This window comes from Nocardia sp. Tas62D01 (assembly GCF_055232035.1).
Genome location: NZ_JBUYUZ010000001.1, coordinates 783,152 through 801,256 on the forward strand (window position 1 = coordinate 783,152; position 18,105 = coordinate 801,256).

The following is an 18,105-nucleotide window of genomic DNA, read 5'->3' on the forward strand; positions in this document are numbered from 1 at the left end:
TGCGTTGGGGACCTGCGCCGCCAAGCTATGGCTCATGATCGGGTGCCTCATGCACGAAGGAGTACCCAGTGGGGGCACCTGTCCCACGGGTCCCTGCAATGCTCGAGTTCGCGACACGGCCCGCGAGTGATGCACGGAACCATTCTGCTCGCGTCGGGGTCACCCGCCGCGGGCGGACTTCCCGCACGATCTGCCCGTTCCGGCTTTGTGGTGAAGTTACACGGGTCGTGATGACTCTTGTTCGAATCAGGTCTGTGGTGGGACCGGCTGTGGGTTTGCCGGCGTGGTCTGGCTCGTGCGGATCGAGGCGACGTGGGCGATGAGGTCCGCGAGCGGTTGGAGGGCTTCGGCACCGGTGCCGGCGATCGAGTACAGTCGCTGCTTGCCGCTGCGCCGCACGTCGAGCAGACCGGCATGCTTGAGGATCTTCAGATGGTGCGAGACCGCGGGCTGTGACAGCCGAACATGCGCGCCGATCTGGTTGACGCTCATCGGAGCGGGCGCGTCAAGCAGCATCGCCACGATTGTCTGGCGGGTCTCCTCACCGAGCGCGCTCAGCAGCGCCTGGCTGCGCCGGAACAACACGCCGATTTCGGCGCACGTGTCGCTCATGCCGGCAGCGCGGGCAGGCTTGCCCGCAGCGCCCGCAGGTGTGTGGTGGGCAGGTCGCGCACGGCGCCTTCGGTGATGAGATCGTCGAGCATCAGGCGTGTCTGCTGCCCCGTCTTGGTGAAGTGGATGCGCAGATACCGCTCGACGTCGAATGGGGCGAGCATCATGAATGCGCGCATGATGACGCGCATGCCCAGCACCGAGCGTGCCGGCGGCGCGGGGGCCTTGGCCCCATGGGCGGCGGCGACAACGGTGACCGCCTCGGTGGCCGCCGCGCTTGCCCCCCGGAAGTTTCGGCGGGCCGTATGCAGGGACCATCCGTCGGACTCGATCTGGGCGATGTAAGGCATGGTGAGCGCGGCGATCATCTCGCCGCCACCACTGGTTTTGGCGAGATTGGTCTTCAGCCCGCCGGCATTGAGCGCGTCGGCGATGGCGCGGGCGCGATCGTGGGTGCCGCTTGCCGCCCACGCCGAACCCGGTGGTATCCAGTAGCTGGTCGTCTGCGGTGCGGCCGATCCGTCCTGCGATGGCGGCGAGAACGCAAATATCGAGGGGGTCACCAAGACGATCTGCTCGGCGGGCCAGTGATCCTCCAGGACCGCACGGTCACGGGCGTCCTGCGTGATGGATGCCACCATCGCCGAACCGGTCCAGGCGCGCAACTGCTCGATCCAGTCGCCGCGGAGCGCGGTGGACGGCACGCAAAGCCACACAACGTCCCATCCTCCGGGTCGTATCTGCGTGACGTCGTCGAAGACCTCGTCGGGGCCGAAGCGCTGGCGCAGGGGGGCGCGCAGACGCCGAAGCCGTTGCAGACGGTAGCCCACACGCGCTTGTTCGGCCTGACGTGGCCGCACGAGAACGCCGACGCAGGCGCCGCCCCTGGACAGGTAGAACCCGAGAGCCTGCCCGACCGAGCCGGCTCCGATGATGAGGTGATTCATGGAGGCATGATAGATCCAAATACTTAGATATGTAAAATTTTGGCGCTCCTGTTCCGCTCGAGGGATTGTTACGCCGTGGCGACAACAGTCTCGGGACAATCGGCCGGGTGGAGCGGTGTGGCGGGTCGGGGCCAGAGCTGGCGAGGTGATTCGAGCCGGGAGCGCCGCACGTCTTGGAGTTGGCGAAGGCCCGCAGGGGTCGTGGTCAGGCCGCGCCAGCCGCGGGAGGCGCGGTCCAGCACGGTCCCACACCAGACCAAGGCAGCTGGTCTCGCCGGGGAAGCGGCCGATAACCTTTGCGCGGTGGATTCGCCGGACCCGGAGGCCAGTCCGACGAACCCGGGCTCGCCGGCGGTGGTGACGCCCCAAGCGGCCAGGACCGGTTCGGCCGGCGAGCCGGGATGCATCCGGAAGAAGGAGGCATCCAGGAACAGATAGTCCAGCACGACGCCGTCCAGGCGACGCCGCGCCCACATGTCGTACTCGGTCTTGATCGCCTGACACACTTGCGAGACAGTCGATTTCGAGATCGCGGCCTGATCGCCGAGCGCGTCGGCGAGGGTGGCCTCGACATCACGCACCGACAGCCCGTCACCCTGACTTGCGCTGCCTCCACCTCGCACGGCACATTACCGCCGAGATGCTTCAGCTACAGCATGCAGGACACGCAGCCTTCGACTTCGGTTCCCTCCAATGCCATTTGGCGCAGGCGGATGTAATAGAGGGTCTTGATGCCCTTGCGCCAGGCGTAGATTTGGGCGCGGTTGAGGTCGCGGGTGGTGGCGGTGTCTTTGAAGAAGAGGGTCAACGACAAGCCCTGGTCCACGTGTTGGGTGGCGGCGGCGTAGGTGTCGATGATCTTCTCGTAGCCGATTTCGTAGGCGTCGTCGTAGTACTCGAGGTTGTCGTTGTCGAGGTAGGGCGCCGGGTAGTAGACGCGGCCGATCTTGCCTTCCTTGCGGATCTCGATCTTCGACGCCACCGGGTGGATGGAGCTGGTGGAGTGGTTGATGTAGGAGATCGAGCCGGTCGGCGGCACCGCCTGCAGGTTCTGGTTGTAGATGCCGTGCTCCATGACCGAGGACTTCAGCTCACGCCAGTCGTCCTGGGTCGGGATGTGTACTCCGGCGTCGGCGAAAAGCTGCGCCACCCGTTCGGTCTTCGGCTCCCACACCTGCTCGGTGTACTTGTCGAAGTACTCCCCCGACGCGTACTTCGATTCAGGGAACCCGCCGAAGTAGCTGCCGCGCTCCTTCGCGATCAGGTTCGAAGCCCGAATCGCGTGGTACACAACGGTATAGAAGTAGATGTTGGTGAAGTCGATGCCCTCGTCGGAGCCGTAGTGCACCCGCTCACGCGCGAGGTATCCGTGCAGGTTCATCTGCCCGAGGCCGATGGCGTGCGAGGAGTTGTTGCCCTGCTCGATCGACGGCACCGAGTAGATGTGCGTCTGATCCGACACTGCGGTCAGCGCTCGGATCGAGGTCTCGATGGTCTGCGCGAAGTCGGGTGAATCCATCGTCTTGGCGATGTTCAGCGAACCGAGGTTGCACGAAATGTCCTTGCCCACCTCGGCGTAGGACAGATCGTCGTTGAACAGCGACGGCGTGGAGACCTGCAGGATCTCCGAGCACAGGTTCGAGTGGGTGATCTTGCCTGCGATCGGGTTGGCCCGGTTCACCGTGTCCTCGAACATGATGTACGGGTAACCGGATTCGAACTGCAGCTCGGCGATGGTCTGGAAGAACTCGCGCGCCTTGATCTTCGACTTGCGGATGCGCTTGTCGTCGACCATCTCGTAGTACTTCTCGGTGACATCGATATCGGCGAAAGGCTTGCCGTAGATGCGTTCCACGTCATACGGCGAGAACAGGTACATGTCCTCGTTCTTCTTCGCCAGCTCGAAGGTGATGTCCGGGATCACCACACCCAGCGAGAGCGTCTTGATGCGGATCTTCTCGTCCGCGTTTTCCCGCTTGGTGTCCAGGAACCGGTAGATGTCCGGGTGGTGGGCGTGCAGGTACACCGCGCCGGCGCCCTGCCTGGCACCGAGCTGGTTGGCGTAGGAGAACGAGTCCTCCAGCAGCTTCATGATCGGGATGACGCCTGAGCTCTGGTTCTCGATCTTCTTGATCGGCGCGCCGTGCTCGCGAATGTTGCTCAGCAGCAATGCGACACCGCCGCCGCGCTTGGACAGCTGCAGCGCGGAGTTGATCGAGCGCCCGATGGACTCCATATTGTCCTCGATGCGCAGCAGGAAGCATGACACCGGCTCGCCGCGCTGCTTCTTGCCCGAGTTGAGGAAGGTCGGGGTGGCGGGCTGGAAACGGCCGTCGATGATCTCGTCGACCAGCTTGCTCGCCAACGTCTCGTCACCGGCGGCGAGGGTGAGCGCCACCATGACGACGCGATCCTCGAACCGCTCCAGGTAGCGCTTGCCGTCGAAGGTCTTCAACGTGTACGAGGTGTAGTACTTGAACGCGCCGAGGAAGGTGGGGAACCGGAACTTCTTGGCGTACGCCTGCTTAAACAGCTGCTTGATGAACCCGCGGCTGTACTGCTCCAGAACCTCTGCCTCGTAATAGTTTTCGTCGACCAGGTAGTCCAGCTTCTCGTCCAGGTTGTGGAAGAAGACAGTGTTCTGGTTGACGTGCTGCAGGAAGTATTGCCTCGCGGCGGTGCGATCGGCGTAGAACTGGATCTCGCCGTTCGGGCCGTACAAGTTCAGCATCGCGTTGAGGGCGTGGTAGTCCATGACCTCGCCGGCCTCCGCACCGCGGACCGGAGGCTGCTCTAAGCGGGCATTTTTGCCGGTCGGTGCTGTCGTTGTTGTTGCCAAAACAATCCCAATCCTTCTCGGACGCGCTCGACGTCCTCAGCGGTTCCCATGAGTTCGAAGCGATACAGGTACGGCACCCCGCACTTGCGCGAGATCACTTCTCCCGCATAGCAGTACGTATCGCCGAAGTTCGTGTTGCCCGCCGCGACGACACCGCGCAGCAGCGCGCGGTTGTGCGGATCGTTGAGGAACTTGGCGACTTGCCGAGGCACGAAATCCTTGTCGGATCTATTCCCCCCCAACACGTGCCGACCGCCCCCGTAGGTGGGGACGATCAGCACGTAGGGTTCGTCTACGCGCAGCGAATCGGCGGTGTGCAGTGGTATGCGAGTCGCCGGGAGGCCCAGCTTCTCGACGAAACGATGTGTGTTCTCCGAGGCGCTGGAGAAGTAGACGAGCGCTGCCCCTTCGGACATGGCCGGCTCCCTTCTTCCATCATTCGGATGAACGGAAAACGATTGGCGGCGATCAGGCCGCGACGGTGGCGAGCGACTTGATGCGGTCCGGGCGGAAGCCGGACCAGTGATCCTCACCGGCAACGACGACCGGCGCCTGCAGGTAGCCGAGGGCCATGACATAGTCACGAGCCTCGTCGTCCTCGGAGATGTCGATGACCTCGTAGTCGACCCCGACCCTGTCGAGGGCCTTGTAGGTCGCGTTGCACTGGACGCAAGCGGGCTTGGTGTACACGGTGATGGTCATTGGTGTCCCTCTCTCCTATGCCTGATCCACAGCCTGTGATCCGTATGCAGATTGTTTCGAGCGACCTGCAAGCAGTCGCTAGCGATGCATGATCCGACGTACGCTGCGCAAACTCCTGGATCCGATCTCGAAAGCCCTGCTCAGCCGGTTCGCACCGATGCTGATCGCGTCGGCCTCGTGCCGTCTTCCAGTACCGAAGACACTACACCTAGTGGCCGACAGATTCATACAGCACGACATGTTGCGAACCACATTGATGAAATTCGAAGGCGGTAAGTACCTGGACACTCGATTCGCAACCCGACGCGACAGTGGCGCAGATCACAATTTCATACCGCAGCTTCCTTTCAGCAAACTTTCCGGGTCAAACAACGAAGAGGGCCACCTCCGAGTGGAGGTGGCCCTCTCCGAAGACCTCGTCAGGGACATTCAGCTCAGGCGGACACCAGTTCGCCGCGCGCCGCACGGACGAGCTCGGCGACCGTGGCGGCCAGCTGGGTCAGGGCCTCGGCATCCTCACGCGGGTGCGCCTCGCCGAACCGCTGACCGAAGGTGCCGAAGTGCAGATGCGCGGACTCGACGACCTTCGCGCCCGCGACACCCACCGCCTTGACCGTGTCGCCGTGCGCCCACTGCGCCGCGTTCGGGCTGACCGAACCGCTCACCACGGCGGCCGGACGATCCTTCAGCGCCCCGATGCCGTACGGGCGGGAGGCCCAGTCGATGGCGTTTTTGAGCACGGCCGACAGCGTGCCGTTGTATTCCGGCGTCACCAGCAGCAGGCCGTCCGACGCGGCGACCGCGGCGCGCAGCGCCTGGGCGGCGGCTGGCACCGAACCGGGGACATCGAGGTCTTCGTTGTAGAACGGAATATCGCCGAGGCCTTCGTAGATGGCGATATCGACACCCTCGGGCGCGGTCTGCACCGCGGCCTCTGCGAGCTGCCGATTGATGGACGCGGCGCGAAGGCTACCGACGAGAGCGAGGATGCGGGTCTGGCTCATAACGACTCCTGGTGTACTGAATGTTTGTCCCGAACTTTCATGACACACTAACCGGACTGCAGTCCGATTACATTCCCACGAGACGGTGAGAGTCCTGTGAGCTACGACACGCGCCCGCCAAGCGGATCGACGCCCGCGCGTCCAATGCTCGGCATCGGCGTGCCCCTACCCGGGACCGTCGAACCGACCGAACGCGCCGATGCCGCGCGCAACCGCCAACTCCTGCTCGACGCCGCGCAGCGGCTGGTACGCGAGCAAGGGGTCGACAGCCTGACCATGGACGCGCTCGCCAAGCGGGCCGGCGTCGGGAAAGGCACGGTGTTTCGCCGGTTCGGCAACCGGGTCGGGCTCATGATGGCGCTGCTCGACCATTCGGAGCAGAAGTATCAGCATGGGTTCATGTTCGGGCCCCCGCCGCTGGGTCCCGGCGCACCACCGGTGCAGCGGCTCGTCGCCTTCGGACGCGCACGGTTGCTCGATATCGAGGTGGAGGGGGAACTGTATCGCGCCGCGGAGACTGGGGACCGCTACTCCGGACCACCCTACATGTTGCACAAGGCCCACGTGTCGATGCTGCTGCAGCAGGCGGGCGTCACCGGCGACATTCCGCTTGTCGCCGACGGGCTGCTGAGCATCCTCGGCGCCGGGTTGGTGATGTACCAGATGAACGCACTCGGCTTCACCCGCGAACAGATCGGCGACAACTGGGACTCCTTCGTTCGACGTGTAGTAGCGCCGCCATCGCCAGTACAGTGAGTTGCCATGCGGTCCTTGCGTGCACAGATCATCACCGAATTAGGCGTTCAACCCAGCATCGAACCGAAGCTCGAAGTGCGCCGCCGTATCGACTTCCTCAAGGACTACCTGCGTGCCACGCCCGCAACAGGTTTTGTGCTCGGGGTCAGCGGTGGGCAGGACAGCGCGCTGGCCGGACGACTGTGCCAACTGGCCGCCGAGGAACTGCGCGCCGCAGACACCGACGCCACCTTCGTCGCGGTGCGCCTGCCTTATGGCGTGCAGGCCGACGAGGTCGACGCCAGGGCCGCGATGAAGTTCATCCAGCCCGACCGCTCGGTGGCGGTCAATGTCCGTCCCGGCGCCAACGCGGTTGCCGCCGAGACGGCGCGCAGCCTCGGTGTGGCCGATCTGCGCGACTTCGTGCGCGGGAACATCAAGGCGCGCGAACGCATGGTGATCCAGTACGCCATCGCCGGTCAGGAGAACCTGCTCGTTGTCGGCACCGACCACGCCGCCGAGGCGGTCACCGGCTTCTTCACCAAATACGGTGACGGCGGCGTCGATCTCACCCCGCTCACCGGTCTCACCAAGCGCCAGGGCGCGGCCCTGCTGCAGGAACTGGGCGCCCCGTCCAGCATCTGGTCCAAGGTGCCCACCGCCGACCTCGAGGACGACCGCCCCGCACTGCCCGACGAGGAAGCACTCGGCCTGCGCTACAGCGAGATCGACGACTATCTCGAAGGCAAGGACGTCACCGTCGAGGTCGCCACGAAGCTGGAGACGATCTTCCACAACACCCGCCACAAGCGCACCGTGCCGGTCACCCCGCTCGACACCTGGTGGCGCTGACCGCCGCTACTTGCGGTTGGAGTGGTTCGTCACCTCAGCCGCCAGCGAAGGGCGGCAGCACGTCGACGCGAACGGTCAGCGCGACCGAGGGGTCGCGGGTGAGTTCGTCGCCGACCAAATAGGCACAGACGGCCAGCATCTTGTCCAGATCGGGCCCGTAGGACTCCGCCAGCGTGGTGCGCAGATCACCGATCGTGGCGTCGGCCGGGAGGTCGAGGGATTCGCGGTCCTTGCCGACCGCGTCGGCGATGGCGGCGAAGTAGCGGATCTCAACCACCGATTGCTCCCATCGTGCGTTCCGGGGGGATGAAGCCCTCGGCGTCGATCCCGTGGCCTGCCCATTTGTTCCACATGGCGCCGCGCCAGATGGTGGCGATCTCGTCGTCGTCGGCACCCGAGCGCAGCACCTGACGCAGATCGAATTCCTGATCGCTGAACAAGCATGAGCGCAGCATGCCGTCAGCGGTGAGGCGGGTGCGATCGCAGGTGTCGCAGAACTTGCGGGTGACGGTGGCGATGATGCCGACTGTCGCGGGGCCACCGTCGACCAACCAGGTTTCGGCGGGCGCCGACGGGTCGGACCGGCCCGCCTCGGTGAGCTCGAAACGCGTGCCGAGCACGTCGAGCAGTTCGGCGGCGGTGACCATATTCGCGCGCGCCCATTCATGGTCGGCGTCGAGCGGCATCTCCTCGATGAAGCGCAGCTCGCAGTCCTCGTCGAGACACCAACGCAGCAAATCGGGTGCGCCGGGCAGGGTTTCGCGCATCAGGACGGCGTTCACCTTCATCGGCGCCAAACCGGCGTCGCGTGCGGCGCGAATGCCCGCGAAGACCGAGTCGAGCCGGTCGCGGCGGGTCAGGCGGGCGAAGCCGAGCCGATCGACGGTGTCCAGTGAGACGTTCACCCGACTCAGCCCGGCCGCTGCCAGGCCACGCGCCCGATGCGCCAGACCGACGCCATTGGTCGTCATGGCCAGTGGGGTTTCGGGCACGCGTTCGTGGCAGCCCGCGATGATCCGTTCGAGGTCGCGACGCATCAACGGTTCGCCACCGGTAAACCGGACCTCCCGCACCCCGAGTTCCTGCACGGCGAGCACGACCAGTCGCACGATCTCCTCGACGGTCAGCAACTCCTCGTGCGGAATCGCGGGCAGGCCCTCCTCGGGCATGCAATACGTGCAGCGCAGCGAGCATTTCTCGGTTATCGACACCCGCAGATCGCGCGCCGTGCGCCCGAATCGGTCCACCAGGAACGGCGTATCGGGGCGTCCGACGAGCGAGGGCCGTCCGGACCGCACGGCGGGAATCCCCATCTGCACCAACGTCACCTCTCCATTATGACCGGTTTGTATGACTGGTTTGCCACCGGATGACCGATCGTCGGCACAGACAACAACACACGGCCATCGGCAGCGGCGGCCCGTAGCTTCGTCCGAACGAGCCACTTAGTCGCTGCGATTAGGCTGACCACATGACCTCTCGGCCCACCACCTCTCCGGCCCGGTCCGTCGACGACTATCGGGACGCAATCGAACAGCTACTGCGACCGTTGGCGGCGCGCCCGACCGAATCCGTCGCGGTGCCCGCCGCGCTGGGCAGGCAGTTGGCCGAGGATGTCCGCTCACCGGTCGACCTGCCGGTCTTTCGCAACTCCGCCATGGACGGATACGCGGTACTCGCCGAATCCGTCGTGGTGGCGCCGGTGACGCTGCCGCTGGCCGGTGTGGTCGCGGCGGGCAATCCGGGCGCGACGCCGCTGCCCGCGGGCACCGCGATGAAGGTGATGACGGGCGCGCCGATCCCGCCCGGCGCCGACTGTGTGGTGCCGGTGGAGGACGTGCACGCCGACGGCCCGGCGGTGACCATCGAACGTGGCCGCAGCGCAGGCGAATTCGTGCGCGAACCGGGTACCGACGTGCGCACCGGGGAGCTGCTCGTACCCGCGGGCACGATGCTCGCGCCCCGGCACATCGCGGCGCTCGCGGCGGTCGGTCTCCCCGCTGTCCCGGTGTTGCGGCAGGTTCGCGCCGCCGTCCTCACCACCGGCGATGAACTCGTCCCCGCGGGCTCGACGCTGCAACCCGGGCAGATCTACAACTCGAACGGCATCGCCCTCGCCGCCGCCCTCACCGCGAACGGCGTCCTGGTCACCGGCGTCGAGCACAGTACCGACGATCCCGCGGTGTTTCGCCGACTGCTTTCCGCCGCAACCGAATCCGCCGATATCGTGTTCACCTCCGGTGGCGTGTCCAAGGGCGATTTCGAGGTGGTCAAGGACGTGCTGCAGCCGCTCGGCGGGCAGTTCGGTTCGGTCGCGGTGCAACCGGGCGGCCCGCAAGGCCTGACCGTCGTCGACGGCGTCCCGGTCCTCAGCTTTCCCGGCAACCCGGTCAGCACCATGGTGTCGTTCGAGGTGTTCGCCCGGCCGATCCTGCGCCACCTCGCCGGGCTGTCGGAGGTCGACATTCGGCAGGTGCCGCTGCTGGAGCCGGTGAAATCACCGGCCGGACGGCGTCAGTTCCTGCGCGGCCGGGTGACCGACGCGGGCGTGGAAGCGGTCTCCGGGCCTGGATCGCACCTGGTCGCGGGGATGGCGTGGGCGGATGCCCTCATCGATATCCCGGCGGAGAGCACCGCGATTCCCGCCGGAGCAACCGTGCAAGTCCGGTTGTTATGAGCGCTGCTCGCCTACCGCGGGGGACTGTGCAAGTGTGGACAGCATGAGTGAGTTGTCCCATGTCGACCGCGAGGGTCGGGCCCGCATGGTCGATGTGAGCGCGAAGGCCGATACCACCCGGATCGCACTGGCGGCCGGTGAGCTGCAGACCACAGCCGAGGTGGTGGCGCTGGTTCAGGCCGACGGCATGCCGAAGGCCGACGTGCTGTCCACGGCCAGGATCGCGGGCATCGCGGGCGCGAAGAAGACCTCGGAACTCATTCCGCTCTGCCATCAGCTGGCACTGTCCTCGGTGAAGGTCGAGTTCGGCTTCACCGAGAGCACCATCATGATCGAGGCCACCGCGAAGACCAAGGGCCCCACCGGCGTCGAGATGGAAGCGCTCACCGCGGTCGCCGTCGCCGGACTCACCCTGCACGACATGGTGAAGGCCGTCGATCCGGCGGCGACTCTGAACGGCGTGCGCCTGCTCACCAAAGAAGGTGGGAAACACGGGCATTGGGTGCGTCCCGACACGGATGATCAAGCCGCGGAGTCCCTCCCGGATGAGGTCAGTTCGATTCCGTTGGCCGAAAGCGACGTCCAGCAGATGTCCGGCACGGCACCCGAACCCGAAGTGCACAGCGCTGTTTCGGACGAGGCTCTTTCGGACGAAGCCCTGTCGGATGAGGAAACACGATCCGCGGTCGTGGTGGTCGCGTCGACCGGCGTTGCGGCGGGCACCCGGATCGACACCACCGGACCAGTCCTCACGCAATGGCTTGCCGGACTTGGCTTTTCGGTGCGTGGGCCACTTGTGTACGCCGACGCCGAGATCGCCGTCGGCCTCGCGGACGCATTGCGCCTCGCGCCGTCGCTGGTGATCACCACCGGCGGCACCGGCGCCTCCCCCACCGATGCGACCCCGGAGGCGACGCTGGCCGTCCTCGATCGCGAACTACCCGGTGTCGCCGAGGCGATTCGGCAGCGCGGCACGGCGAAGTTCCCACTCGCCGCGCTCAGCCGCGGCGTTGCCGGACTGGCGGGTCGATCGGTGATCGTGAACCTGCCCGGCTCCCCCGGCGGGGTGAAAGACGGTGTGGCGGTGCTCGAACCGCTACTGGATCATCTGCTCGCGCAAGTAGCCGGAGGCGGCAACCATGACAACCAGTGAATATGCGGGCGTGCGCCTGGCAAGCATCAGCGACCAGCCGCTGAATCCGGCCGAGGTCGAGGCCGCGGTGACCGGACCCGAACACGGCGCGGTGGTGGTGTTCACCGGCACGGTGCGCAATCACGATGGCGGACAGGCCGTTTCCGCGCTGGAATATTCCGCGCATCCCGAAGCCGAACGGTTTCTGCGCAAGTGCTGTGCCGAGGCGGCCGCGGCCTCCGGACTACCCGTCGCCGCCGTGCATCGCATCGGCCCGCTGACCGTCGGCGATCTCGCGATCGTTGTCGCGGTCGCCGCCCCGCATCGCGCCGAAGCCTTCGGTACGTGTGCGGAATTGGTGGACCGGATCAAGCACGAGGTCCCGATCTGGAAACGCCAACTATTCGCCGACGGCCTTTCCGAATGGGTGAACGCCTGCGGCTGAACCGCCCCGGTTTACCGCATCGTCATGCAATTCCAAGACGAATCAACAGCCTCGCGATAGCGTGCTGGCGCACAGTATTCGTCCGATGCGCGGCGGGAGGACGCGATGGGCACCGACCAGATATTGCTGCACAGGTTTGTGATTTCCCAGCTCACTATCTGTTCTCGACTGCGCCGACACTCGGCTCCGGCCTCGCGACCTGCGGACCGTCCGTCAGTGCGGTCACCACCAACCATCGCTTCGATCTGATCATCGAGAACGAACAAGAAGTCTCGCAGCGGAAGTGCCGAACGCGCCAGGATCGAGCCGAACGCGTCAACTTCGGACTCAGTGCGGTGTGTAGCGCCAGACGCCGAGCATGGCCTGCGGATTCAGCGGTTCGGTGTCGGTGTGCACCGTCTCGTGCAGCCGTCGCAGCGCCGTGTCGGTGGGCAGACCGGCACCGATGAGCACCAGTTGGCTGGTGTGCGGTTCGCCGCGACGCCAGGTGTCCGGTTCGAACACGATGTGGTGGCCGACCATGTGCAGCAGGAACTTCCGGCGTTCCTCGGCGACGCCGAACGCGGCGAAACCCTTCGCGCGGAACAGGCCGGCCGGCGGGTCTTCCAGGAAACCGATCAGGCGGCGCGGGTCCAATTCACGTTCACTGGTGAAGCTGACGCTCGTGTAGTCGTCGTGCAGGTGCCGGTGATCGGCGTGGTCGTGGTGCTCATGGTCGTGGTCGTGGAGCAGCTCGTCGAAGCTCAATTGCTCGGCGACGCACGGCGTTTCGCGCAGCGGCTCGTCGAAAAGCAGACCAGGATCGATGCGACCGTGCGTGGTCGCGTACACCGGCACCTGCCCGATCAGCTCCGCGATCTCCTGCCGCAACCGCGCCAGGTCAGGCGCCGGCACCCGATCGGCCTTGTTGACCACCACCAGATCCGCCAGCCGCAGATGGGTGGCCAGTTCTGGATGCCGCTCGCGACTGGCCGGGAACTGTTCGGCGTCGACCACCTCGACCAATCCGCCGTAGCGGATGCGCGGGTTGTCGCTGCCCACCACCATCCGAATGAGATTGCGCGGTTCGGCAAGGCCGCTGGCCTCCACCACGATCACGTCGATCCTGGCGCGCGGCTCGGCCAGCCGGGTGAACAGCTCGTCCAGCTCGCTAACGTCCACCGCGCAACAGACACATCCGTTGCCCAGCGACACCATCGCGTCGACCTGTCCGGCCACCAGCATCGAATCGATATTGATGGCCCCGAAGTCGTTGACCACCACACCGATCCGCGTCCCTCGGTTGTTGCGCAGCAGGTGGTTGAGCAATGTCGTCTTCCCGGACCCCAGAAACCCGGCAACGATCAAAACAGGAATCCGATCCACGGTGACATTGTGCAGCGCCTGCGGCTATGCGTGTTCGCGGCCCCTGATGGCTTGCGGGCCGCGAACGGCGCTCGTAAGATTCGCGCGTGCCGATGACGGTGACGACGTCAGGCGCGACGTCGTCGTCGGCACTCCCGGGTGGGAATCGCTACTTGAACGAACCGAGGAACATGCTGGCCAGGGTGTAGGCCAGGTTGATCATTTCCGAGGTGATCATCGTGTTGTCCATGCCGAGCGACTTCGCCAGCGGCATCAGCATCTGCATCACCGTGCCGACCAGGCCGCTCAGTGCGCCATTGGTGTCGGGTGTGGACTGGCTCGGAGACTGCGGTGAGGCCGGAGACTGCGCGTAAGGCAGAGCCTGCGGTGTTGTGGTCTGCGACTGTGGTGCGGTCTGCGACTGCGGCGAATTGGGCCACGCGGGCGAACTCTGCGACTGCGGTGAACTCTGCGACTGCGGAGCGGCCTGAGCGTTCGGAGCGTTCGGGGCGAGCGTGGTCTGCGCCTGTGCCGGAGCCGACGGCGCGGTCTGCGTCTGCGGCCTCGCCTGGACTGGTGGTGAGGTCTCCGCCGGGACCGCGGCGGGACGATCGGCGGCGGGACCGGTATGTCCCACCGGCGACGGCGCACCGAGCAGGAAGCCGACCAGACCGGTGGTGATGGTGATGGCGTGCTCGAGCTGTCCGTCCGCACTCTCCAGCAATGCGGCGTCTTCCACATTGGCGCCATTGCCCATCTCGACGAACACATCGGGCACGGCGGTCAGCGCCGGGCCCGCGATGTCCGCGCGGGTCTGCAAACCGTCCTGCACGTCCGCGTAGGTGGCCGACGGGAAGCCATCCTTCAGATAGGCGTCACGCACCGACTCCGAGGCCGTCAGGCCCGGACCGGACTGGACCTGATCGACCTTGGTATCGGGAATCGGCAGTTGCGGCACGATCACGTGGAAGCCACGGAACTGGGCCGGAGCGCTGTCGGCGTGGATGCTCACCGCGACGTCGGCGCCGGACCTGTTCGCGGCCTGGGCCCGCTCATCGACGCAGCCGCCCCAGCCGGAGTCGTCCTGACGGCTGAGCACCACTTTCGCGCCGAGGCTCTCCAGCGCTGTCTTGACGTTCTGGGCCACGTTCCAGTTGATGGTGTGCTCGGGCACGCCGTTCACCGAGGTCATGCCGGTGGTCTGGCAGTCCTTGGTGCCGCCGCGTCCGTTGTTCACCTGGCGCGCCAGGTTTTCCGAATGGTTCGGCCCTTGATGGCCGGGGTCGAGGAATACCGTCTTGCCTGCGAGCTTCGTGGCCATCTCCGGCGTCGCCGGATCGGCGAACGCGGTGGCCGGGGCCAGCCCGGAAACTGTCACCATTGCCGCGGCCGTGACGGCGGAGCACAAACCGGCCCTGATGATGCTTGGCTTCACGCAAAATGCCTGGTAGATAGACAAAGCAGCTCCCTAGTCCCGTGATGGTCCCGTGAGCGCTTCCAGCCAATCGACCTAGGCGGTAGCGCTCCTGGTGTTACTGCTGGTGCTGTTGTTACGGGAGAGCATAGCGTCTACCGCCTCGCGAGTTCTAGACTCATGGCCCTCGAAAAGATGCACGTACACCTCCCACGTGATACAGGCGGTGGCGTGACCTAGGCGTTTCTGCACGGACTTCGCATCGGTGCCCTGGTAGATCAACGCGGACGCGTACCAGTGCCGCAAGTCGTGCCAGGTGAACGATGCGGGCCACCGAGCGGAACCACTGCCCCATCCTGTTTGCCGAGCAGCACAGCCCGGTGCGACTGCGGAACAGAACGTCGTCGGTCGCGGGGTTCTTGCCTTCCAGGTACGTCGAGAGGGCCTTGTGCGCATCCGACGGTAGAGGAAACCGTCCGCTTGCTAGTAGGCGTCTTCAGGGCAGGTGACTGGTGGCGGACACGGTCGTCTTGTGGCCGCGGATCGTCCTGGTGCGCACCGGGATCCGCAGCCTGCCGATTCGGCGCTAACCGATCGGCAGCACGCTCAGGATCGGGTCGTAGGCCCAGTTCAACATGCGCTCGGCGTCGTCCTTTGCGGCGACCGCGCTGTCGGGTGAGCTGTGCAGGACCACACCGATCAGCGGTATTCCTGCCCTGACCGTCTCGAACAGCAGGCAGGTTCCCGCAGCGTCGGTGGATCCGGTTTTGATGCCGATAGTGCCGGGATAGTCGTGCAGCAGCAAGTTCGTGGTCTGCCAGAGGTGAGCGCGGTTGCCCGGGCCGGCGGGCAGGTGATAGCTCTGCGACCTGGCGATGTCGCGGAACACTGGCAGGCTCATCGCACGCAGACCGAGGGCCACCAGGTCCGCCGGTGTGGAGTAGGTGGAGTGGTCGGTGGGGGCGGGCAGCCCGCTGGGATCGGTGAAATGTGTTCCCGCCAGGCCCATTTGATGCGCGGTGTCGTTCATTTTGGCGATGAAGCCGTCTTGGCCGGGCCCGTAGGCCTCGGCAAGGGTATAGGCGGCGTCGCAGCCGGACGGCAGCATCATCGCGTATAGGAGCTGTCGCGCGGTGAGCACCTCGCCGGGGACCAGGCCTGCGTTGCTTCCGTCGTACTTGGTGCCGTAGGCGATGATTTCTTGCGGCACGGTAATGGTCCGGTCGAGGTCGCCGGCGTTGATCACGACCAGCGCCGTCATCACCTTCGCGATGCTGGCTATCGGGACCGGGGTGTTCGGCTGTCGCGACCACAGCACCGTGCCAGTGATTCCGTCTGCCAGCGCGGCTCCCGACGCCTGCACTGCGCCCGGCTCAGGAGTCAGCCAGGGCAACTGAATATGGGTGTCGCTGGCCGCGACGCCATGACCGGCTACCACGACCAGCGCCCCGGCGACGGCAGTCTGCAACAATCGGGCAAATGTCCGCATGGCCACATTCTGCCGTGCAACCCCGCCAACCAGTGGGATTCACCGACCGAATTACCGCGCCGCTCCGGCGACCAGCATGCAATCAGCTAATCCAGGATGCTCTGAGCCCGACGCTTCTCGCGTGCGACCGCTCGCTTAGCGGCATGGCCGTGCCGCTCTGCAGACAAGATCGGCGCTACCTCGCCATTGGCCGGCAACGAGGATCTCACCCGTCTCTTGCCGTCAGGTGCCTGCGCCCGAGTTCGACAAGACCCAACATCGTGGGTCGCGATGCCCCGTAATCGGCAATAGCGTGCGCTGCGTCGGCCGCTCGTGGCCGGTCCGATCAGCACGCCAGCGGCATTATCGTGCGTTGGTCGTGCCGATGTCTCCCCGTCCTCTGTCACAGCACCGAATACGAGGACTCATCGGTCAGCCGAGTCCGGCGGCCTGCTTCGCGGCGCCCTCCAGCTTGGCCCGATAGCGCTGCCACCAGTTCGGGTCGCTGGTGGGCAGGGACCGCTGATCGTTGCTGGTGACGAATTCGATCTTCCAGCGATGGCGCGACAGGAGAACCCGAGTCGCGGAGTCGATGAACAGGTCGGCTTCGAGGGCCAGGACGCGATGGCTGTCCACTGGTCAATGGGCACCGACTGCCACACCGTCTACGTTATCGAAATGTTACCATCGCGGCGGGCGATCATGCCTGATCAGGCGGCCAGGGCCGGGCCACCGAGCACCACGACGAACGCGTGCCGCGGCCGCTCAGGCACCGATCGGCAACCGGCGCAGCGAGCGCAGAGCGTAGTGCACCCGGGTCTTCACCGTGCCCACCGGAACGCCGATATCGTCGGCGACATCCTGATACGCCCGGTCGCGCAGGATCACCTCCACCACCGCCTGGCGCTGCGAAACGGACAGCCGAGACAGCAGGTCCGCCACCAACAGCCCGTCGATCAGGCCGTCGGCGAAGTCCGGTTTCGCATAACGGACGTCGCTGAGTTCGGCGACCTCGTCCCATCCGATATCACCGGGCCGGGCGGCACGGGCCCGCGCGATATCGATCGTGACGTTGCGCTGGATCGTCAGCAGCCAGGTGCGGATGGTGCCCTTGCGTTCGTCGAACAGCGCACACGAACGCCAGGCCCGCAGCAGCGTCTCCTGCACCGCCTGGTCGGCCAGTCCCGAATCGCCCAGCCCGCGCATCGCACGCCAGTGCAGCAGCGCACGGTCGGCGGCCAGCACGGCGGCGATGCCGTCGTTCGTACACAGCCGCGCACAGTGGGCACCACACGCAGGCTGCGGTCCGGCTATGCCGGAGATCGGCCGAATACCTCTCATACAACAGATATCGTCGCGACCGTGTCAATTGACATCACGGTCAGCCCACTGAATCCAAATGCCGACAATGTGTCATCCGTTGTCTATGTGACAGAAATCTCCGAATCGCCGGAAATCCGTAGCCGACTCTGGTAGATCTTGGCCCCGGAGATTCGGGGATCTCCGCAGGTCAGCTGCCCACGGGCGGCGGGAGCACGATTCGAGGAGAAATCGCCATGCGTGCAGGCACGCTCATGATCGCGGGGGCCATCGCGTCCGCGGTGACCCTGCTTGGCGCCGGAACCGCGGCCGCCGAACCCGGCACCACCATGCCGGGAGACGGTCTCTACCTGGTGGGCGTCGATATTCTGCCCGGCATCTGGGAGGCCCCCGGCACCCCCGATCAGGCCAATGGCTGCGACTGGCGACGTCTGCGCAAGGTCGAGGACGACAACACCGACCAGCACTACATCATCAACAACGACTTCACCCGGCTCACACCGGTGCGCGCCGAGATCAAAGCAACCGACGTCGCCTTCAAGACCGTGAACTGCGGCCCGTGGCACATGCTGCCCCCGCCGCCGCGCACCGGCTCGTTCGGCGGCTGAGTCACC

The 18,105-nt window shown here is 65.7% G+C and carries 20 protein-coding genes and 1 pseudogene; 6 read left to right on the top strand and 15 right to left on the bottom strand.

Annotation, left to right across the window (positions count from 1 at the left end; translation table 11 throughout):
• Positions 1-246: 246 nt before the first annotated feature.
• The 7 genes and pseudogenes from ACV7NQ_RS03930 to ACV7NQ_RS03960 all read right to left on the bottom strand — a co-directional run bounded on the left by ACV7NQ_RS03930 (position 247) and on the right by ACV7NQ_RS03960 (position 6,104).
• Positions 247-612, bottom strand: coding sequence for an ArsR/SmtB family transcription factor (locus ACV7NQ_RS03930; RefSeq protein ID WP_463358358.1), 366 nt, complete (start codon positions 610-612; stop codon positions 247-249).
• Positions 609-1,559 (bottom strand): ketopantoate reductase family protein, encoded by a 951-nt coding sequence (locus ACV7NQ_RS03935; protein WP_463358359.1) that lies wholly within the window; start codon positions 1,557-1,559, stop codon positions 609-611. The genes ACV7NQ_RS03930 and ACV7NQ_RS03935 overlap by 4 nt, the downstream gene beginning before the upstream one ends.
• Before the next feature lie 68 nt (positions 1,560-1,627).
• Positions 1,628-2,149 (bottom strand): annotated as a pseudogene (locus tag ACV7NQ_RS03940) (transposase); the annotation flags it as partial.
• Positions 2,150-2,208: 59 nt separating this feature from the next.
• Positions 2,209-4,314, bottom strand: coding sequence for a class 1b ribonucleoside-diphosphate reductase subunit alpha (gene nrdE, locus ACV7NQ_RS03945; RefSeq protein WP_463365527.1), 2,106 nt, complete (start codon positions 4,312-4,314; stop codon positions 2,209-2,211).
• Between the two features lie 38 nt (positions 4,315-4,352).
• On the bottom strand, positions 4,353-4,814 hold the full coding sequence (gene nrdI, locus ACV7NQ_RS03950; RefSeq protein ID WP_463358360.1) for a class Ib ribonucleoside-diphosphate reductase assembly flavoprotein NrdI: 462 nt from the start codon (positions 4,812-4,814) through the stop codon (positions 4,353-4,355).
• A 52-nt stretch (positions 4,815-4,866) separates the two neighbouring features.
• Positions 4,867-5,100 carry a redoxin NrdH gene (locus ACV7NQ_RS03955; protein ID WP_463358361.1) on the bottom strand — a complete coding sequence of 78 codons (234 nt, stop codon included), beginning with the start codon at positions 5,098-5,100 and terminating at the stop codon, positions 4,867-4,869.
• A 434-nt stretch (positions 5,101-5,534) separates the two neighbouring features.
• Positions 5,535-6,104, bottom strand: coding sequence for an NAD(P)H-dependent oxidoreductase (locus ACV7NQ_RS03960; RefSeq protein ID WP_463358362.1), 570 nt, complete (start codon positions 6,102-6,104; stop codon positions 5,535-5,537).
• 144 nt (positions 6,105-6,248) lie between these two features.
• Here ACV7NQ_RS03960 and ACV7NQ_RS03965 point away from each other — a divergent pair, with 144 nt between their 5' ends.
• Together ACV7NQ_RS03965 and nadE are read left to right on the top strand one after the other, a co-directional pair.
• A complete protein-coding gene (locus tag ACV7NQ_RS03965; protein WP_463365528.1) occupies positions 6,249-6,860 on the top strand; it encodes a TetR/AcrR family transcriptional regulator in 612 nt (203 codons plus the stop codon).
• Between the two features lie 6 nt (positions 6,861-6,866).
• Entirely contained in the window at positions 6,867-7,691 is an 825-nt protein-coding gene (gene nadE, locus ACV7NQ_RS03970; protein WP_463358363.1) for an ammonia-dependent NAD(+) synthetase, read from the top strand.
• A 34-nt stretch (positions 7,692-7,725) separates the two neighbouring features.
• On the opposite strand, the gene ACV7NQ_RS03975 is transcribed toward nadE, so the two are convergent.
• Both ACV7NQ_RS03975 and moaA read right to left on the bottom strand, forming a co-directional pair.
• Positions 7,726-7,968, bottom strand: a complete 243-nt coding sequence (locus tag ACV7NQ_RS03975; protein WP_463358364.1) for a MoaD/ThiS family protein — start codon at positions 7,966-7,968, stop codon at positions 7,726-7,728.
• On the bottom strand, positions 7,961-9,019 hold the full coding sequence (gene moaA / locus ACV7NQ_RS03980; protein WP_463358365.1) for a GTP 3',8-cyclase MoaA: 1,059 nt from the start codon (positions 9,017-9,019) through the stop codon (positions 7,961-7,963). Before moaA ends, ACV7NQ_RS03975 begins: the two co-directional genes overlap by 8 nt.
• Positions 9,020-9,162: 143 nt before the next feature.
• Between moaA and ACV7NQ_RS03985 the strand changes: the two genes are divergently transcribed.
• Genes ACV7NQ_RS03985 through ACV7NQ_RS03995 form a run of 3 tightly spaced genes read left to right on the top strand, consistent with a single transcriptional unit; the run spans position 9,163 to position 11,945 of the window.
• Positions 9,163-10,368 carry a molybdopterin molybdotransferase MoeA gene (locus ACV7NQ_RS03985; protein WP_463358366.1) on the top strand — a complete coding sequence of 402 codons (1,206 nt, stop codon included), beginning with the start codon at positions 9,163-9,165 and terminating at the stop codon, positions 10,366-10,368.
• Between the two features lie 43 nt (positions 10,369-10,411).
• Positions 10,412-11,521 carry a bifunctional molybdenum cofactor biosynthesis protein MoaC/MoaB gene (gene moaCB / locus ACV7NQ_RS03990; RefSeq protein ID WP_463358367.1) on the top strand — a complete coding sequence of 370 codons (1,110 nt, stop codon included), beginning with the start codon at positions 10,412-10,414 and terminating at the stop codon, positions 11,519-11,521.
• On the top strand, positions 11,508-11,945 hold the full coding sequence (locus ACV7NQ_RS03995) for a molybdenum cofactor biosynthesis protein MoaE (RefSeq protein WP_463358368.1): 438 nt from the start codon (positions 11,508-11,510) through the stop codon (positions 11,943-11,945). Before moaCB ends, ACV7NQ_RS03995 begins: the two co-directional genes overlap by 14 nt.
• Before the next feature lie 327 nt (positions 11,946-12,272).
• Here the strand turns inward: ACV7NQ_RS03995 and ACV7NQ_RS04000 are convergent, their stop codons facing one another.
• From ACV7NQ_RS04000 to ACV7NQ_RS04025, 6 genes are all read right to left on the bottom strand, one after another.
• Positions 12,273-13,310, bottom strand: coding sequence for a CobW family GTP-binding protein (locus ACV7NQ_RS04000; RefSeq protein ID WP_463358369.1), 1,038 nt, complete (start codon positions 13,308-13,310; stop codon positions 12,273-12,275).
• Between the two features lie 148 nt (positions 13,311-13,458).
• Positions 13,459-14,748, bottom strand: coding sequence for an N-acetylmuramoyl-L-alanine amidase (locus ACV7NQ_RS04005; RefSeq protein ID WP_463358370.1), 1,290 nt, complete (start codon positions 14,746-14,748; stop codon positions 13,459-13,461).
• A 51-nt stretch (positions 14,749-14,799) separates the two neighbouring features.
• Entirely contained in the window at positions 14,800-15,159 is a 360-nt protein-coding gene (locus tag ACV7NQ_RS04010; protein ID WP_463358371.1) for a tyrosine-type recombinase/integrase, read from the bottom strand.
• A 130-nt stretch (positions 15,160-15,289) separates the two neighbouring features.
• Positions 15,290-16,192 carry a D-alanyl-D-alanine carboxypeptidase family protein gene (locus ACV7NQ_RS04015; RefSeq protein WP_463358372.1) on the bottom strand — a complete coding sequence of 301 codons (903 nt, stop codon included), beginning with the start codon at positions 16,190-16,192 and terminating at the stop codon, positions 15,290-15,292.
• A gap of 411 nt (positions 16,193-16,603) precedes the next feature.
• The gene (locus tag ACV7NQ_RS04020; RefSeq protein ID WP_463358373.1) at positions 16,604-16,807 is read right to left on the bottom strand and encodes an SH3 domain-containing protein; all 204 of its coding nucleotides are present in this window, start codon (positions 16,805-16,807) and stop codon (positions 16,604-16,606) included.
• Positions 16,808-16,936: 129 nt separating this feature from the next.
• Positions 16,937-17,512, bottom strand: a complete 576-nt coding sequence (locus tag ACV7NQ_RS04025) for a sigma-70 family RNA polymerase sigma factor (RefSeq protein ID WP_463358374.1) — start codon at positions 17,510-17,512, stop codon at positions 16,937-16,939.
• A gap of 215 nt (positions 17,513-17,727) precedes the next feature.
• Here ACV7NQ_RS04025 and ACV7NQ_RS04030 point away from each other — a divergent pair, with 215 nt between their 5' ends.
• On the top strand, positions 17,728-18,099 hold the full coding sequence (locus ACV7NQ_RS04030; RefSeq protein ID WP_463358375.1) for a hypothetical protein: 372 nt from the start codon (positions 17,728-17,730) through the stop codon (positions 18,097-18,099).
• Positions 18,100-18,105 lie beyond the last annotated feature (6 nt).

Bases quoted from the DNA above. Each gene is read 5' to 3' on its own strand.
- ACV7NQ_RS03930 (WP_463358358.1), bottom strand. From the start codon at position 612: ATGAGCGACACGTGCGCCGAAATCGGCGTGTTGTTCCGGCGCAGCCAG.
- ACV7NQ_RS03935 (WP_463358359.1), bottom strand. From the start codon at position 1,559: ATGAATCACCTCATCATCGGAGCCGGCTCGGTCGGGCAGGCTCTCGGG.
- nrdE (WP_463365527.1), bottom strand. From the start codon at position 4,314: ATGGACTACCACGCCCTCAACGCGATGCTGAACTTGTACGGCCCGAAC.
- nrdI (WP_463358360.1), bottom strand. From the start codon at position 4,814: ATGTCCGAAGGGGCAGCGCTCGTCTACTTCTCCAGCGCCTCGGAGAAC.
- ACV7NQ_RS03955 (WP_463358361.1), bottom strand. From the start codon at position 5,100: ATGACCATCACCGTGTACACCAAGCCCGCTTGCGTCCAGTGCAACGCG.
- ACV7NQ_RS03960 (WP_463358362.1), bottom strand. From the start codon at position 6,104: ATGAGCCAGACCCGCATCCTCGCTCTCGTCGGTAGCCTTCGCGCCGCG.
- ACV7NQ_RS03965 (WP_463365528.1), top strand. From the start codon at position 6,249: ATGCTCGGCATCGGCGTGCCCCTACCCGGGACCGTCGAACCGACCGAA.
- nadE (WP_463358363.1), top strand. From the start codon at position 6,867: ATGCGGTCCTTGCGTGCACAGATCATCACCGAATTAGGCGTTCAACCC.
- ACV7NQ_RS03985 (WP_463358366.1), top strand. From the start codon at position 9,163: ATGACCTCTCGGCCCACCACCTCTCCGGCCCGGTCCGTCGACGACTAT.
- moaCB (WP_463358367.1), top strand. From the start codon at position 10,412: ATGAGTGAGTTGTCCCATGTCGACCGCGAGGGTCGGGCCCGCATGGTC.
- ACV7NQ_RS03995 (WP_463358368.1), top strand. From the start codon at position 11,508: ATGACAACCAGTGAATATGCGGGCGTGCGCCTGGCAAGCATCAGCGAC.
- ACV7NQ_RS04010 (WP_463358371.1), bottom strand. From the start codon at position 15,159: ATGCGCACAAGGCCCTCTCGACGTACCTGGAAGGCAAGAACCCCGCGA.
- ACV7NQ_RS04015 (WP_463358372.1), bottom strand. From the start codon at position 16,192: ATGCGGACATTTGCCCGATTGTTGCAGACTGCCGTCGCCGGGGCGCTG.
- ACV7NQ_RS04025 (WP_463358374.1), bottom strand. From the start codon at position 17,512: ATGAGAGGTATTCGGCCGATCTCCGGCATAGCCGGACCGCAGCCTGCG.
- ACV7NQ_RS04030 (WP_463358375.1), top strand. From the start codon at position 17,728: ATGCGTGCAGGCACGCTCATGATCGCGGGGGCCATCGCGTCCGCGGTG.